Source organism: Amycolatopsis sp. lyj-346 (genome assembly GCF_046548975.1).
Taxonomy (GTDB): Bacteria; Actinomycetota; Actinomycetes; order Mycobacteriales; family Pseudonocardiaceae; genus Amycolatopsis.
The window spans coordinates 180,547-198,582 of the sequence record NZ_JAJPWT010000006.1 but is presented as its reverse complement, the minus strand read 5'-3'; the positions used below and the strand labels follow the sequence as shown (position 1 = coordinate 198,582).

Genomic DNA, 18,036 nt, shown 5'->3' with positions numbered 1-18,036 from the left:
TTTCACCTTTCCGGTAAGGGGTTTTCAGAGGTCTTGGGCGGCGGCGAGCCGTTCGAGGTCCTGCAGGACCCGTTCTTCGACGAGCTCCGCCAGCGCCAGCACGGTGCCGGCGGTGAGCACGTCCTTGGGGGTGATTTCGACGTCGAAGGCGGATTTCGTCATCGACGTGATCTGCAGGCTGCGCAGTGAATCGCCGCCGAGGGCGAAGAAGTTGTCCTCGACGCCGACCCGGTCGAGGTCGAGGGCCTCGGCCCAGATCGCGGCGAGCACCTCCTCGGTCTCGGTTTCCGGGGCCGCGTACCCGGCGCTTTCCACCGGCGCGGCCGGGGCGGGCAGGGCCCGCCGGTCCAGTTTTCCGTTGGCCGTCAACGGAAGCGCGTCGAGCCGGACGAACGCGGCGGGCACGAAGTGGGCGGGCAGGGCGGCGGCGGCGTGCTCCCGCAGCCCGTTCCCGATCCCCGGCTCGCCCACCACGTAGGCGATCAGCCGCCCGCCGTCCGCGACGACGGCGGCGTCGCGGACTTCCCGGTGCTTGCGCAGCACCGCCACGATTTCGCCGGGCTCGATCCGGAAGCCGCGGATCTTGACCTGGTCGTCGGCGCGGCCGAGGAACTCCAGCGTGCCGTCGGCGCGCCACCGCACCAGGTCGCCGGTGCGGTACATCCGCTCCCCCGGCGCCCCGAACGGATCGGCGAGGAACCGCGTGGCGGTGAGCCCGGGCCGGTCGAGGTATCCGCGGGCGAGCCCGGCGCCGGAGACGTACAGCTCCCCCGCGACGCCGATCGGCACCGGCCGGAGGGCGGCGTCGAGGACGCGGACGCGGGTGTTGCGGATCGGGCGGCCGATCGGCGGGGTCGCGCCGGGTTCGAGGGGTTCGCTCCAGGTCGCCACCACCGTGGTCTCGGTGGGCCCGTAGGCGTTGACCATCCGGCGGCCCGGCGCCCAGCGGGCCACCAGGTCGGCCGGGCAGGCCTCGCCGCCGACCACCAGCGTGCGGAACGCGGGCAGGTCGACGTCCGGCACGCTCGCCATGGCCACCGGCGGGATCAGCGCGTGGGTGACGCCTTCGTCGCGCAGCACGGCGGCCAGGTGCTCGCCGAGCAGCGGCCCGGGTGGCGGCACGACCAGCGCGGCCCCCGCGGGCAGTGCCATGCACAGTTCCAGCACCGACGCGTCGAAACTCGGCGACGAGAACTGCAGCACGCGATCGCCCGGCCGGACGTCGAAGTGGGCGATCTCGGCGCCGGAGAAGCTCGCCAGGCCGGCGTGGGTGACGACGACGCCCTTGGGGGTCCCGGTCGAGCCCGAGGTGTAAATGACGTACGCCGGCGCGGCCGGCGACACCGAACGGGCGAGCGGGCCGGCCGGGCTGTGGGTCTCCGAGCCGTCGAGGACGAGCACGTCGGCCACCGGCAGCGGCGTCCCCGGTTTGGTCACCACGACGACCGGCTTCGCGTCGGCGAGCATGAACGCGATCCGCTCGGCGGGGTAGTCCGGGTCGACCGGCAGGTAGGCGGCGCCGGTCTTCAGCACGGCCAGCTGCGCGACGACGATCTCCACCGAGCGCCCCAGGGCGAGCGCGACGATCCGCTCGGGCCCGGCACCGCGCGCGGCCAGCAGCCGGGCCAGCCGGTCGGCGCGGGCGTCGAGCTCGGCGAAGGTGAGCCGTTCGTCGCGGGAAACCACCGCGACGGCTTCGGGCGTGCGAGCCGCCTGGGCCTCGATCAGCTCGGTGAGGGTGACCGGCGGGACTTCGTGGCCGGTGTCGTTGAACGCCACCAGGACCTGGTCGCGTTCCTCGGCGTCGAGGACGTCGAACTCCCGCAGCGGCCGGGCCGGGTCTTCGGCGATCGCTTCCAGGAGGTGTTCGAGCCGGCGGGCCAGCCGCCGGATCGTCGCCTCGTCGAACAGCGCCGGGTCGTAGCCCAAGCCGAGCGACAGGCGCGGGCCGGGTGCGGCCACGACGCTGAGCGGGTAGTTGGTCGTCTCCATCGCCTGCAGGTCCCGCAGCCGCACGCCGGGGGCAGCTGCATCATTGGCGGTGACCGGGTAGTTCTCGAACACCACGAGGCTGTCGAACAGGTTCCGGCCGCCCTCGACCCCGCTCCAGGCCTGTACCGCGGTCAGCGGCACGTGCTCGAACCGGCGCGATTCCGCCTGCGCGGTCTGCAGGCCGCGCAGCCAGCCGGCGACCGGGGCCGCCGGGTCGGCGGTGACCCGCACGGGCAGGGTGTTGATGAAGATGCCGGTGATGTCGTCGACGCCGGCCAGCCCGGCCGGGCGGCCGGACACCGTCGCGCCGAAGCAGACGTCGTCCTGGCCGCTGTGCCGCGCCAGCAGGAGGGCCCACGCGCCCTGCACGACGGCGTTGACGGTGAGCCGCTCGCGCCGGGCGAACGCCGCGAGCCGGGCGGTCGCCGCCTCGCCGAGGTCGCGCCCGACCCACGTCGACGAGCTCGATTCGTGAGCGGACGCGGGGATCCGGTCGTACGGCAGCGGCGTCGGCTCGGTGACGTCGGCGAGTTCGCGGCGCCAGTATTCTTCGGCGCCGTCGGCGGTCTGGGCGCTCAGCCACGTGACGTAGTCCCCGAACGGGCGCCGGTGCGGCAGGGCGGGCGGCGTGCCGTCACGCAGGGCCGCGTAGGCGGTGCAGACGTCGGAGAGCACCTGGAAGACGCTCCAGCCGTCGAGCAGGACGTGGTGGAACGTCCAGACGAGCTGGACGGCGTCGTCCGGCAGCCGGGCCACGGTGACCCGCAGCAGCGGTGCGGCCGCCAGGTCGAACGGTTCGGCGCGGTCGCTCGCGAGCAGTTCGCGCAGGGCTTCCTCGCGGTCGCGGTCCCGCCAGTCGAGTTCGGTGACCGGGACCCGCGCCGCGCGGTGCACCACGAGCAGCGGCTCGGGGACGTCCTCCCAGACGACACCGCCGCGCAGCACCGGCGTCCGGTCGACCACGTACTGCCAGGCTTCGCCCAGCACCCGCGGCTCGGTGACGCCGTCCAGGACGGCGGTGACCTGTTCGAAGTAGACGCCTTGGGATTCCTGGGAAAGCCCGTGGAAGACCATGCCCGCCTGCATCGGGGTCAGCGGGTGGATGTCGGTCACGCCGCGGCCGTCGCCGGCGATCCGGTCCACCCGCCGCTGGTCCAGCCTGGACAGCGGGAAGTCGCTCGGCGTGCGGCCGCCCGCGCCGGGCTCGGCGCAGTGCGCGACGGCTTCGCCGAGGGCGGCCACCAGTTCCGCGGCCAGCTTCTCGACCGTGGCGGCGGTGTGCGTGTCGCGCGAGTAGTACCAGGTCAGTTCCAGTGCCTCCCGGTCCACCCGGCCGACGACGTCGAGCAGGTGCGCCCGGCCCGCGCCGTCGCCGACCGCGGAGTCGAGGCTGCCGGCGGCGCCGTCGAGGCGGCCCAGGTAGTTGAAGCTGATCTCGGGCCGGAGCGCGGGCGCGGTCCCGGTCAGGTACCGCAGCGCGCCGAAGCCCACGCCCCGGCGGGGCACGGCACGCAGCTGTTCCTTCACCGACTTGAGCAGCGCGCCCCAGTCGCCGTCGATCCGCAGTGCGACCGGGTACAGCGAGGTGAACCAGCCGACCGTGCGGGACAGGTCGACGTCGTCGAACAGGTCCTCGCGGCCGTGGCCCTCCAGGTCGATCAGCACGCCGTCGCGGCCGGTCCAGCGGGCCAGCACCCGGCCGAGTGCGGCCAGCAGCACGTCGTTGACCTGCGTCCGGTAGACGCCGGGGACGTCCTGCAGCAGTGCCCGGGTCAGCTCGGCGTCCAGGCGGGTGGTGACCGTGCCGGTGCCTCCGCCGTCGCCGTCGCCGTCGCCGTCGACGGGCAGGGCGGCGTCGACGGCGAGCGCCTCGCGCCAGTGCGGCAGTTCGTCGTCGAAACCGCCGGCCTCGGCGTGCGCGGCGAGCCGGTTGGCCCAGTCGCGGAACGACGTCGTCTTCGGCGGCAGCGGGCCACCGCGGTAGGCGGTTTCCAGGTCCTCCAGGAGGATCCGCCACGAAACGCCGTCGACGACGAGGTGGTTGACGGTCAGCCGCAGGGTCGCCGGGTCGAGCAGCTCGGCGGTGAGCAGGGGCCCGCGGGCCACGTCGATCCCGGCGCCGAGGAGCTCGGCGGCCGGTTCGGCCGGGGCGTTTTCCTGGCCGCAGACGGTGAACCGCATCCGCAGCGCGTCGTGGTGTTCGACCAGGGTGGCCAGCGCCGCACGCAGCATCTCGACGTCGAAGGGCCCGGCTCGCTCGATCCGGACCGACTGGGTGAATTCGTTCGGGTCACCGAAGTCTCCGGCGAAGAACCAGAGCTGGATCGGGGTCAGCGCAGCGAAGCCGGTGACCGGCCCCTGCTCGGCGGCGGTGACCGCGGCCGAGCCCGCCGCGACGGCCAGCGCGGCGACGGTCTGGTGGGCGAACAGGTCCCGCGGGCTGAGCGCCAGGCCGTGGCGCCGGGCCCGGGAAACGACCTGGATGCTGAGGATCGAGTCGCCGCCGAGTTCGAAGAAGTTGTCCTCGACGCCGACGCCCGGCACGCCGAGCACGTCGGCCCAGACCTCGGCGAGCACGCGTTCGGTGTCCGTCCGCGGCGGCACGTACCCGGCCGCCGGTGCCGCGGCGGGTTCCGGGAGCGCCCGGCGGTCGACCTTCCCGTTGGCGCTCAAGGGAAGCACGTCGAGGGTGACGAAAGCCGACGGCACCATGTAGTCGGGCAGTTCCCGCTGCAGCCACGCCCGCAGGTCCGGCTTCCCGGTCGTGACGACGTAGGCGGCCAGCCGCCGGTCCCGCGCGACGACCACGGCCTCGGTGACGTCCGGGTGCGCGGCCAAGGCCGTCTCGATCTCGCCCAGCTCGATCCGGAAGCCACGGATCTTCACCTGGTCGTCCGCGCGGCCGACGAACTCCAGCACGCCGTCGCCGGACCAGCGGACGACGTCCCCAGTGCGGTACATCCGCGTGCCCGGCGCGCCGAACGGATTGGCCACAAAGCGTTCCGCCGTCAGCCCCGCCCGGCCGAGGTACCCGCGGGACACACCCATACCGGCGACGAACAGCTCCCCCGTCACGCCCGGCGGGACCGGCCGCAACCCCTCGTCCAGGACGTAGGCGGCCATGTTGTCCAGCGGCCGCCCGATCGGCATCGCGTCCGGGACCGTGGCTTCGGGAGCCAGGAAGTACCGGCTGGCGAAGGTGGTCGTCTCGGTGGGGCCGTAGCCGTCGACGACGGTCAGCCCGGGGCAGGCGGCCCGCACCTGGCGGACCGCGGCGGCGGGCACGACGTCCCCGCCGGTCCACACCTCGCCGAGACCTCGCAGGCACCCAGGGTCCTCCTGTGCCAGCAGCCGGAACAGCCCGGCGGTCAGCCACAGCGCACTGACTCCCTGCCGGGTGACGACGTCACGCAGCACCTCGGCGTCCACATCGCCGGGCGGGGCGACGACCACCCGGCCGCCGTTGAGCAGCGGCACCCACACCTCGTAGGTGGAGGCGTCGAACGCCTGCGGCGAGTGCAGCAGCACGGTCCGGTGTGCCTCGCCCGTGAACGACCGGTCCGAGGCCAGGGCCACGATGTCGCGGTGGGTCACCGCCACGCCCTTCGGCTTGCCGGTCGACCCGGACGTGTACATCACGTACGCGAGGTTTCCGGGCCGCAGTGGGACATCCGGCGCATCCGCCGGGCACGTCCCGGCCACCCGGACGACCGGTCCACTGTGGATGTCCTGATAGGACTCTTCCGCGATGACCACGGAGACCCCCGCTTCGGCCAGGACCAGCCGCATGCGGTTCGCCGGGGCCCGCAGGTCGACCGGCACGTACGCGGCCCCCGCCTTGAGCACCGCCAGCTCGGCGACGACGACGTCGGCCGACCGCTCCAGCAGCAGCCCCACCCGGTCCTCCGCCCGGACACCCAGCTCGATCAGCCGGTGCGCGAGCCCGTCGGCACGGGCGTTCAGCTCCGCGTAGGTCAGGTCGTCGACCGCCGGAGCGTCCGGGGTCCGGCGGACCTGGTCGGTGAACCGGCTCACCACCGTGGCCTCGGCCACCGGGTGCGCGGTGGCGTTGAACGTCCGCAGCACGCGCTCGCGGTCGTCGTCGGTCAGCAGGTCGAGCTCGCCGACCCGCGTTCCGGGGCTCGCGGCGATGCGCTCCAGCGCCAGCAGCAGCTGCCCGGCCAGCCGGTCGATGGTGGCCCGGTCGAACAGGTCCGGGTCGTGGTCGAACGACACGGCCAGCCGCTCCCCGGGCGTGACGACCACGCTGAGCGGGTAGTTGGTCGGCTGCAGCTCGCCTTCCTCGTGCAGGCCGATCCCGTGCGCGGCCACGGCCTCGGTGTCGAACGGGTAGTTCTCGAAGACCAGGATGCTGTCGAACAGCGTGCTGCCGCCCGCCCAGCCCTGCAGCTGGGCCAGTGACACGAAGCCGAACCGGCGCGCGCGGGCCTGGGCCGTCTGCAGCTCGCGCAGCCAGTCCGCCACGGTGAGCCCGTCGTGGACGCTCACCGGCGCGGGCAGGGTGTTGATGAACAGCCCCGCCATCGACTCGACGCCCGGCAGGTCGGCGGGCCGCCCGGACACGGTGGTGCCGAAGACGACGTCGGATTCCCCGCTGTAGCGGGAAAGCACGAGCCCCCAGGCGCCCTGGACGATCGTGTTGAGCGTCAGGCCGGCGCGCCGGGCCAGCTCACGCAGGCCGTCGGCGGGTGCCGACACCCGGACCGACGCCGCGGACCGCGCCCGGTGCGCTTCCACCGGGCGGCGGTCGTAGGGCAGCGGCGTCGGCATCCGCAGGCCCGCGAGCTGCTCGCGCCAGTGTGTCTCGGCGGCCGCGGTGTCCTGCTCGCCGAGCCAGCGCAGGTACTCGCGGAACGGCGGGCGCCGGCCCGCGACGGCGGCACCGGCGTATCGGGCGCACACCTCGCCGAACACCTGGGCGGCGCTCCAGCCGTCGAGCAGGACGTGGTGGAACGTCCACACCAGCAGGACGTCGCCGCCGGGCAGCCGGGCGAACGCCAGCCGCAGCAGCGGCGCGGCCGCCAGGTCGAACCCCTGTGCGCGGTCGGCTTCGAGGAACCGGTCCTGTTCGCGGGCGCGCTCGTCGCCGTCCAGTGCCGTCCAGTCGAGGTGGACGACCGGGACAGTGACGGACCGCTCGACGACCTGCACCGGTTCGTCGAGGCCTTCCCAGACGACCCGGGTGCGCAGCACCGGCGTGTCGGCGACGACCTGCTGCCACGCGCGGGCCAGGCGTCCGGGGTCGGTGATGCCGGTCAGCCGCAGCCGCACCTGGTTGAGGTAGGTCCCGGCCGCGCCGTCGACGAGGCTGTGGAAGACCATGCCCGCCTGCATCGGGGTGAGCGGGTAGATGTCCTCGACCGTCCGGCCGGTGCCGGCGAGGCGGTCCACCGCGGCCTGGTCGAGCCGGGCCAGCGGGAAGTCCGACGGCGTGCGGCCGCCGGCGTCCGGCCGGGCGCAGTGCCCGGCGATCCCGCTCAGCGCCGCGAGGAGCGCGTCGGCCAGCCGGCGCACGGTGGCTTCGGTGTGGACGCCGGTGGAGTGGTGCCAGGTCAGTTCGAGCTCGTCGCCGACGACCGCGCCGACGACGTCGAGCTGGTGCGCGCGGGTCTGTTCGGGGTGCGCCGCACCGCCCAGCCCGCCGCCGTGGTCGAAGCGGCCGAGGTAGTTGAAGCTGATCCGGGGTTCGAGGCGCGGGGCGGTGCCGGCGAGGTGGCGCAGGGCGCCGTACCCGATGCCCCGGCGCGGGATCGCGCGGAGCCGTTCCTTCGTCGTCTTCAGGGCTTCGCCCCAGTCCGCGCCGGACGAGGTGAGCTCGACCGGGAAGATCGACGTGAACCAGCCGACGGTCCGGGAGAGGTCGATGCCGGGGAACAGGTCTTCCCGCCCGTGGCCTTCGAGGTCGACGAGGACGCGGTCGCGGCCCGTCCAGTCGGCCAGGACCCGGCCGAGCGCGGTCAGCAGGACGTCGTTGACCTGCGTCCGGTACGCCCCCGGCACGTCGTGCAGCACCGCGCGGGTCTCCGCCGCGGGCAGCCGCACGACCACCGAGCGGGCCGAGCCGTAGGTGTTGTCGCCGGTCGCGTCGACCGGCAGGGCCGGGTCGGCGTCGATCGCGGTCCAGTGGGCGAGTTCGTCGTCGAAGAAGCCGTCGGCCGTGTGGCTGGTCAAGGTGCGTGCCCAGTCCCGGAAGGACGTCGTCCGGGCCGGGAGCTCGCCGCTGTCCAGGAGGGTGTGCAGGTCTTCCAGGAGGATCCGCCACGACACGCCGTCGACGACGAGGTGGTGTGCTTCGAGCGTCAGCGTGGTGCCGGACAGTTCGGCCCGCAGCAGCGGTCCCCGTTCCAGGTCGATGGTGGCGCCGAGGACGTCCTGGGCGTCGGGCGCGTGGTGCTGGCCGTCGGGGGTGAACCGCAGCCGCAGGGCGTCGTGGTGCAGCTGGAGATCGTGCAGCGCGCGGCGCAGCACGGCCGGGTCCGGCGGGGCGGGCAGCTCCACCGAAACGGACTGGACGAACTGCCCGGGGTGCACCGGCCGCGGGTCGAGGTACCAGTGCTGCACCGGCGTCAGCGGCATCTCCCCGGTGACCGGTTCGACATCGGCGACCGCGGCCGGGGCCGCCGGGGCGGCGGCGAGGGCGAGCGCGGCGACGGTCGGGTGGTCGAACACCTGGCCGGGCATCAGGTCGAGGCCGGCCCGGCGAGCACGGGAGACCACCTGGATGCTCAGGATCGAGTCGCCGCCGAGCTCGAAGAAGTTGTCGTCGGCGCCGACCCGGTCCGCCCGCAGCACTTCGGCCCAGATGCCGGCGAGCAGCCGCTCGGCGTCGGTGGCGGGTTCGCGGTACCCGAGCCCGGAAACGAAGTCGGGCGCGGGCAGTGCCCGGCGGTCGACCTTCCCGTTCTGGTTGAGCGGCAGGGCCGCGAGCGGCACGAACACGGCCGGGACGAGGTAGTCCGGCAGCGAGCGCAGCAGGTACTCGCGCAGGTCCGGTGTCCCGGTCGCGACGACGTAGGCGACCAGCCGCTTGCTCCCGCCGTGCTCGGCCGCGACGACGACGGCCTCGGCGACGTCCGGGTGGCTGGTCAGCGCGGTCTCGATCTCGCCGAGTTCCACGCGGAAGCCGCGGATCTTCACCTGGTCGTCGGCGCGGCCGACGAACTCCAGCACCGCTGCGTGACTACCGGGGCTTCGCCCCGGGCCGGGGGCTTCGCCACCCGGACCCCCTGAAAGCGAGCCGCCGGACCAGCGGACGAGGTCCCCGGTCCGGTACATCCGCGCCCCGGGCGCGCCGAAGGGATCGGCCAGGAACCGTTCGGCCGTCAGCCCCGGCTGCCCGAGGTAGCCACGGGCCAGCCCGGTGCCGGCCAGGTACAGCTCGCCGACGGCGCCCGGCGGCACCGGCCGCAGCCCGTGGTCGAGGACGTAGGCGGCCGTGTCGTCCAGCGGACGGCCGATCGGCAGCACGTCCGGCACCGGCTCGCCCGGCGGCAGGGGGAACCGGGTGGCGAAGGTCGTGGTTTCGGTGGGGCCGTAGACGTCCACCACGGTCAGGCCGGGGCAGGCGGCCGCCAGCTGGCGCACCGCGGCCGGCGGCACGACTTCGCCGCCGGTCCACACTTCCCGGACGCCGCGCAGGCAGGTGGGGTCCTCCTGCGCCAGCACCCGGAACAGTCCCGCCGTCAGGAACAGCGCGGTCACCCCGTGCGCGGCGACGACCCGGCGCAGCACGTCGGCGTCCAGGTCGCCCCGCGGCGCGACGACGACGCGGCCGCCGCTCAGCAGCGGCACCCACATCTCGTAGGTCGACGCGTCGAACGCCAGCGCGGAGTGCATGAGCACGGTCCGGTGCGCGGGGACGGCGAAGGACCGCTCCCGCGCCAGGGCGACGACGGCCCGGTGGCTGACCGCCACGCCCTTGGGGGTCCCCGTCGAACCCGAGGTGTACATGACGTACGCCAGGTTCTCCGGCCGGATCGCCACCTCCGGCGCCGCGGACGGCTCGTCGCCGAGCCGGTCGATCGACACCGTCGGTCCACTGTGGACATCCTGGGCGAGCGCCAGGCCGGCGTCGTCGGTGACCACCACGCGCACGCCGTCCAGCAGTGCCGTCAGGCGGCTCCGGGGCGCGCGGGCGTCCAGCGGCAGGTACGCACCGCCGGCCTTGAGCACCGCGAGTTCGGCGACGACGACGTCGGCCGAGCGGCCGAGCAGCAGGCCCACCACGCCGTCCCGGGGTGCTCCGAGGTCGAGCAGGCGGCAGGCCAGCCGGTTCGCCCGGGCGTCCAGCTCCGCGTAGGTCAGGGTTTCCCCGCCGGTGACGGCGACCGCGTCCGGGGTGCGGCGGACCTGCTCGGCGAACAGCGACGGCACGGTCGCGTCCGGGTGGTCCTGCGCGGTGTCGTTCCACCGCGCCACGACCTCGCGGTGTTCGGCATCGGTGAGCATGCGCAGCCGGGCGAGCGGCTCGTGCGGCCGGGTCGCGAACTCGGACAGCAGGGTTTGCAGGTGCCCGGCGAACCCGGCGATCGTCTCCGCGTCGAACAGCGCGGGGTCGTACCCGAACAGGAACTCCAGGCGCTCCTCGCCGGGGTAGGCGACGACGCAGAGCGGGTAGTTGGTCGTCTCCACGCCGCGCAGGTCGCGCAGCCCGAGCTCCGCGGTGACCGGGTAGTTCTCGAACACGAGCAGCGTGTCGAACTCCCCGCCCCAGCTCTGCAGGCGCGCCAGGGAAAGGTGGTCGAACCGCCGCGCCTCGGCCTGGGCGTCCTGGAGCTCGCGCAGCCAGCCGGCGGCGACGGCCCGCTCGTCGACGTCGGCGACGACCGGCAGCGTGGTGATGAACATGCCGGTGATCTCGCCGGCCCCGGGCAGCTCGGCGGGCCGCCCGGCGACCGTGGTGCCGAAGCAGACCTCGGGCCGCCCGGTGTGGCGGGCCAGCAGCACCGCCCAGGCACCCTGGACGAGCGTGTTGAGGGTCAGCCCGTGCCGCTGCGCGGCGGTGCGCAGCGGCCCGGCGGGCAGCTCGATCCGCAGCGAGGCCGTCGACTCGACCGGGTGCCCGCCGGGGACGCGGTCGGTGCGCAGCCTGGCCGGCTCCGGCCGTCCGGAAAGCCGGGCCCGCCAGTAGTTCTCGGCCGCCGGCTCGTCCTGTTCGGACAGCCACCGGACGTGGTCGCGGAAGGGGCGGCGGGCCGGCAGCGGGCGCCCGGCGTGCGCCGCCGCGACGTCGGAGAGCACCTGGAAGAGGCTCCAGCCGTCGAGCAGCAGGTGGTGGAACGTCCAGACCACGCGGACCTCGGTCGCCGAGACGCGCGCGAGCAGCAGCCGCATCAGCGGGAGCTCGCCCAGGTCGAGGCCTTCGTCCCGGTCGGCCGCCAGCACGGCGTCGAGGTCCACCGGTCCGGTCGTCCAGTCCTGGTACTCGACGGGCAGGGTGACCTGCCGGTGGACCACCTGCACCGGGGCGTCGAGGCCGTCCCAGACCACCCGGGTGCGCAGGACCGGCGTCCGGTCCACCACCCGCTGCCAGGCACGGCCCAGCGCTTCGGGGTCGGGGGCGTCGCCCAGCACGAACGTCACCTGCTGGAGGTAGGCGTGGCGGCCGCCACCGGTGAGCCGGTGGAAGAGCATGCCGGCCTGGGCCGGGGTGAGCGGGTAGATGTCCTCGACGTCGCGGCCGTCGCCGGCCAGCCGGTCCACCGCGGCCTGGTCGAGCGCGGCCAGGGGGAAGTCCGACGGCGTGCGGCCGCCGGCGCCCGGTCCGGTGCAGTGCGCGGCGATCCCGGCGAGCCCGTGGACGAGGTCGTCGGCGACGGCGCGGATCGTGGCTTCCGCGTGGAGCTGCTCCGAGTAGAACCAGGTGATCTCCAGGCGGCCTTCGGTGACCCGGGCCACGACGTCGACGGCGTGCGCGCGGACGTCCGCGGGGTGCTGCGAAAGTTCCAGCTCCCGCTCGAGCCCGCGGTAGAGCTCACCCTCGACCTCGAAGCGGCCGAGGTAGTTGAAGCTGAGCCGGGGCGTCACCGCGGGGGCGGTCCCGGCGAGGTACCTCAGCACGCCGTAGGACAGGCCACGGGCCGGGATCGCGCGCAGCTGCTCCTTGACGGACTTGAGCAGGGTCGCGATGTCGCTGCCGGCCGCGTCGAGCGCGACGGGGAACATCGACGTGAACCAGCCGACCGTGCGGGACAGGTCGACGCCGTCAAACAGGTCTTCGCGCCCGTGGCCTTCGAGGTCGACGAGCACGCGCCCGGCACCGCTCCAGCGGCGCAGGGCCCCGCCGAGCGCGGCCAGCAGCACGTCGTTGACCTGGGTGCGGTAGACGCCCGGGACGTCCTGCAGCAGCGCCCGGGTCAGCTCGGCGTCCAGCCGGGTGGTCACCGTGCGGGTGCTCGCCACCGTGTTGACGCCGTCGGTGTCCAGCGGGATCTGGGCCCCCGTGACCGCCCGCCAGTACGGGAGGTCGCCGTCGAAGGAGTGGACGGCGAGCCGATCGGCCCACTCCTGGAAGGACGTCGTCCGGGCGGCCAGGCCGCGCCCGTGGTAGGCGTGTTCGACGTCCTCCAGGAGGATCCGCCACGAGACGCCGTCCACCGCCAGGTGGTGCACGGCCAGGCGCAGCGTCGTGCCGGTGAGCTCGGCACTCACCAGCGGGCCGTGTTCGATGTCGATCTCCGCGCCGAAGACGTCGGCCTCGCCGGGCTCGGCGTGGAACTGCGTCCAGCCGCCGTCGGTGCGCCGGAAGCGCAGCCGGAGGGCGTCGTGGTGGGCGGCGACCGTGTTCACGGCCGCGCGCAGGCGGTCTGCGTCGACGTCGTCGGCGAGCCGGACACTCAGCTGCTGGACGAAGTGGTCCGGGTCGGCCGGGCCGGTGTCGAGGAACCAGTGCTGGATCGGGGTGACGACCACCTCGCCGGTCGCCGCGGGCCGCTCGGCCACGGCCGCGGGCTCGGCCACCCCCGCCGCCGCGGCGAGCGCGGCGATCGTCTGGTGCCGGAAGACGTCCTTGGTGGTGATCCGCAGGCCGGCCTTGGCCGCCTCGGACACCAGCCGGATGCTGAGGATCGAGTCGCCGCCGAGCTCGAAGAAGTTGTCCTCGACGCCGACTTCGGGCAGCCCCAGCGCGTCGGCCCAGATGGCGGCGAGGAGCCGTTCGGTCTCGGTGCGCGGCGCGACGCGGGTGGTGCCGCCGGTCCAGTCCGGCGCGGGCAGGGCACGCCGGTCGAGCTTGCCGCTGGGGTTGAGCGGCAGCCGCTGCAGCGGGACGAACGCCGCGGGCACCAGGTGGGCCGGCAGCGAGGCGGCGAGGAACTCCCGCAGGCCGGCGGGTGCCTCGGGCACGACGTAGGCAACCAGCCGCTGGTGCCCGGCATCGGTGCGCGCGACCACCACCGCCTCGGTGACGTCCGGGTGCTTCCGCAGTGCGGCCGCCACCTCGCCGGGCTCGATCCGGAAGCCGCGGATCTTGACCTGGTCGTCGGCGCGGCCCAGGTACTCCAGCTCGCCGCGGGCGGTCCACCGCACGACGTCGCCGGTCCGGTACATCCGGGCGCCCGGCCCGGCGAAGGGGTCGGCCACGAACCGGCCCGCGGTCAGGCCCGGCCGGCCGAGGTAGCCGCGGGCCACCCCGGCACCGCCGAGGTGGAGTTCGCCGGGCACGCCGACGGGCACCGGCCGCATCCCGCGGTCCAGGACGTACGCGCGGATGCCGGCGATCGGGCGGCCGATCGGCGGCGGGCGGTCGGTGTCGTGGTACCACGCGGTGGCGTACACAGTGGACTCGGTGGGCCCGTAGATGTTGGCGACCCGGCTGCCGGGCAACGCTTTCCGGATGTCGTGCAGCGCGTGCAGCGTCAGCGCCTCGCCGGCCAGGACCACAGTGGACGGCCGCACCGACACCGCGCCCTGGGCCAGCAGCTGGGCGAACGCCGACGGCACGCCGCTGACCAGGCCGACCGGACGGCCGGTGTGCTCGCCTTCCCCGAGGGCCAGCACGTCCCGGACGATCTCCACGGTGGCGCCGGTCATCAGCGGCGCGAAGATCTCGAACACCGAGACGTCGAAGTTGAGCGACGTCGAAGCGACCACTGTGGACCCGGGCCGGAAGACGTCCCGGAAGCCGGTTGCCGCCCAGGCCATCAGGTTCGCGGCGCTGCGGTGGGCGACCACGACACCCTTGGGGCGGCCGGTCGAGCCGGACGTGTGGATCACGTAGGCGGGGTGGTCCGGGTTCGTGGCGCGGGCGAGCGGGTCCGGGGACCGGCCGTCGAGCAGGGCCGGGTCGTCGAACGCGAGGGCGGGCACGGACCCGGGGCCGCGGCCGTCCGGGGTGAGCAGCAGGGCCGGGCCGGCGTCGTCGAGGATCAGTTCCTGCCGGTCGGCCGGGTAGGCCGGGTCGACCGGGAGGTAGGCGGCGCCGGACTTCAGCACACCGAGCAGGGCCACCAGGATGCGTTCCGTGCGCGGCAGGGAGACGGCGACGAACCGCTCGGGGGCGGCTCCCCGCTCGGCCAGGACCCGGGCCAGCCGGTTGGCCTGCTCGTCGAGCTCGGCGTAGGTGAGCGAGCGGTCCTCGCAGACGACGGCGACCGCGTCCGGCGTGCGGGCCGCCTGCGCCTCGAACAGCTGCGGCAGCGTGGCTTCCGGCGCTTCGAGCTCCGGCCCGCGGGACAGGTCGCGCAGGTGGGCCAGTTCGGCGTGGCCCATGAGCGGCAGTTCGGCCACCGGCAGGTGCGGCTCGGCGACCACCGCCTCCGCCAGCACGCGCAGGTGCCCGGCGAAGCGGTCGATCGTCGCGGCGTCGAAGAGCGCGGTGTCGTACTCGATCGCGAAACTCCGGCCCTGCGGCCGGAACTCCAGCACGAGGTCGAACCGGGCCCGGGGGCGGGGCAGATCGTGCTCGCCCATGCGGAGGGCGCCCGCCTCCCGGGGCCGGACGAGGTCCTGCTGCAGCACCAGCAGGACCTGCACCAGCGGGGTCCGGCTCGGGTCGCGGGCCGGCCGCAGGTCGTCGACGACCTGGTCGAAGGGCACTTCGGCGGCGGCGAAGGCCGCCAGCGTCGTTTCCTTGACCCGGCCGAGGAAGGCGTCGAACGGCTCCGCGGGGTCGACCGCGGACCGCAGCACGAGGGTGTTGACGAAGAACCCGGCGAGCCGTTCGAGCTGGTCGTGGTCGCGGCCGGACACCGCGGTGCCGACGGCGACGTCGTCCTGCCCGGTGTAGCGGGCCAGCAGCACCTGGACGATCGCGGTCAGCGTCGTGAACAGCGTCGCGCCGGTGTCGTGCCCCAGCTCGGCGAGCTTCCCGGCCAGGTCCGCGGGAAGTGCGTACCGGCGGATCGCGCCTTCGGTGCCGCGGACGGGCGGGCGCGGCCGGTCGGTGGGCAGGTCCAGCGGTTCGAGGCCGGCGAGCTGCGTGCGCCAGTACGCCAGCTGCCGGTCGCGCACCGGCCCGGCCAGCCGGTCGCGGTGCCACCGGGAGTAGTCGCGGTAGCCGATGTCCAGTGGCGCGGGCTTCTCCCCCGCGTAGAGCGTGGCGAGCTCGTCGACGAGCAGGCCCACCGACCAGCCGTCGGTGACGATGTGGTGCTGGCACAGCAGGAGCAGGTGTTCCTCCGGGCCGCGGCGGATCAGCGTGGCGCGCGTGAGCGGCCCGGCGGCCAGGTCGAAGGGGCGGTCCAGTTCGGCGGCGAGCTGCGCGTCGAGGTCCGGCTCGGCGTCGGCTTCGCGGAGCGGGATGGTCCCCTCGGCGGCGACGACCTGGACGCCTTCGCCGTCGACGGTCCGGAACGTCGTCCGCAGCGGCTCGTGCCGCGCGGCCAGCCCGTCCAGTGCGGCGCGCAGGGCCTCGCGGTCCAGCGGGCCGGAGAGGGTGAGGCCGACACCGGCGTTGTATTCCGTGCTGCCGGGGTGCTGCTGGTCGAGCACCCAGAGGCGGCGCTGGACCGGCGAGAGCGGCACGACGGCGTCGTGGGACGCTGGCTCGATCCGGCCGGCCGGGGCACTGGATCGAGCCGGCAGCAGCTCGGCGAGCTTCGCGATGGTGCGGGCGTCGAACACCACCCGCGGGGACAGCTCGGCGCCGAAGCGGGCGCGGATCCGGGCGAGCGCCCGCGCCCCGAGGATGGAGTCCCCGCCGAGTTCGAAGAAGTCCGCGTCGACGCCGATGTCCGGCACGCCGAGCACGTCGGCCCAGATCTCGGCGAGCGCCTGCTCGGCCGGGGTCCGGGGCGCGGTGTGGGCGGCCCGGACCTGGGCCTGCCAATCGGGTTCGGGCAGCGCGTCGCGGTCGAGCTTGCCGTGGTGGGTCAAGGGCATCCGCTCGAGCGGGACGAACGCGGCCGGCACCATGTACGGCGGCAGCCGGTCGGCCGCGGCGGCGCGCAGGTCCGCCGGATCGGCGTCGCCGACGACGTAGGCCACCAGGCGCTTGACGCCGGGCCGGTCCTCGCGGGCGGCGACGACCGCCTCCCGGACGTCCGCGCGGCTCAGCAGCAGCGCTTCGATCTCGCCGGGCTCGATCCGGAACCCGCGGATCTTGACCTGGTGGTCGGCCCGCCCGACGAACTCCAGCTCGCCGTTCGCGGTGCTGCGGACGACGTCGCCGGTCCGGTACATCCGGGCACCTGGCTCGCCGAACGGATCGGCGACGAACCGGCTCGCGGTCAGCCCCGGCCGGTCGAGGTAGCCGCGGGCCAGCCCGGGGCCGGAGAGGTAGAGCTCCCCGGTGGCGGCCGGGCGCAGCGCCTCGTCGAGCACGTACGCGGTGGCGTCCGGCAGCGGACGCCCGATCGGGGGCGTGCCCCCGGGGACCAGCGGGTCGCTCCAGGTGGCCACGACGGTGAACTCGGTGGGGCCGTAGGAGTTGATCATCCGGCGCCCGGGGGCCCAGGTCCGGACCAGTTCGGGCGGGCAGGCGTCCCCGCCGACGATCACGGTGCGGAAGGCCGGCAGCGCGGCGGCGTGCTCGGCGGACAGCGTCGCCAGCGCGACGGGCGGGATGAGCGCGTGGGTCACCTCGTGCCCGGCCAGCACCTCGGCGAGCCGGTCGCCCAGCAGCGGGCCGGGCGGGGGCACGACCAGCGCCGCCCCGTGCGGCAGCGCCATGCCGAGCTCGAGGATCGACGCGTCGAAACTCGGCGAGGAGAACTCCAGGACCCGGTCGCCGGGCCGCACGTCGTACCGTTCCCGCGTCGCGGCGAAGAACCCGGCCAGGCCGCGGTGGGTGACGAGCACGCCCTTGGGCACGCCGGTCGAGCCGGACGTGTAGATGAGGTACGCCGGGTGGTCGACGTGCAGCGGGCGCGTCCGGTCGGCGTCGGTGAGGTCGTCGCCGGGCAGGCCGTCGAGCAGGCCGGGTTCGCCGAGGTCGAGCGTGGCCGCCTCACCGGCGCCTGTCACGGCGGCGCGCTTCACGACGAGCACCGGCCGCGCGTCGGCGAGCACGAAGGCCAGCCGCTCGGCGGGCTGGTCGGGGTCGACGGGCAGGAAGGCGGCGCCTGCCTTGGCCGCCGCCAGCTGCGCGACGACGAGGTCGGCCGACCGCGGCAGGACCAGCGCGACGACGGTTTCCGGGCCGGCGCCGTGCCGGATCAGCAACCGCGCCAGCCGGTTCGCCCGCGTGTTCACCGCCGCGTAGGTCAGCGTGCCGCCGTCGCCGGTCAGCGCGGGTTCCGCGGGGGTGCGAGCGGCTTGGGCCTGGAACAGCCCGGCGAGGGTACGCGCGGGTACCGATCTGTCGTCGTCGGCGGCAGGAACCGAGACGTCGTATCGCGGCATTGCGAGAGCCTTTCGAGCACGGGGTGAGGTCAGCGCAGGGCCGTCCGGGCGCTGGGAGAGAACACACAGCTGGGGCCCGCGACCAGGGAATTCGCGAGAAACCGCGACCGGATCCGGGCATTGCTCCCGCCGCGGCCGCCGGCTTTTTGCCACTCGTTCAACAAATCGGCCCGGCGTGCCACACACCGGGCGAACATGCTGGAACGAGCGCGAGACACATTGATCCTTTCCACCTGACAGCCG

Annotated in this window: 1 protein-coding gene; it reads right to left on the bottom strand. The window is 74.5% G+C overall.

The window, feature by feature from the left end; all coding sequences use genetic code 11:
- Positions 1-24: 24 nt before the first annotated feature.
- Entirely contained in the window at positions 25-17,793 is a 17,769-nt protein-coding gene (locus ACLJQE_RS20925) for a non-ribosomal peptide synthase/polyketide synthase (protein ID WP_410640976.1), read from the bottom strand.
- Positions 17,794-18,036 lie beyond the last annotated feature (243 nt).

Excerpts from the sequence above, each read along its gene's own strand:
- ACLJQE_RS20925 (WP_410640976.1), bottom strand. The coding sequence starts at position 17,793 with ATGCCGCGATACGACGTCTCGGTTCCTGCCGCCGACGACGACAGATCG.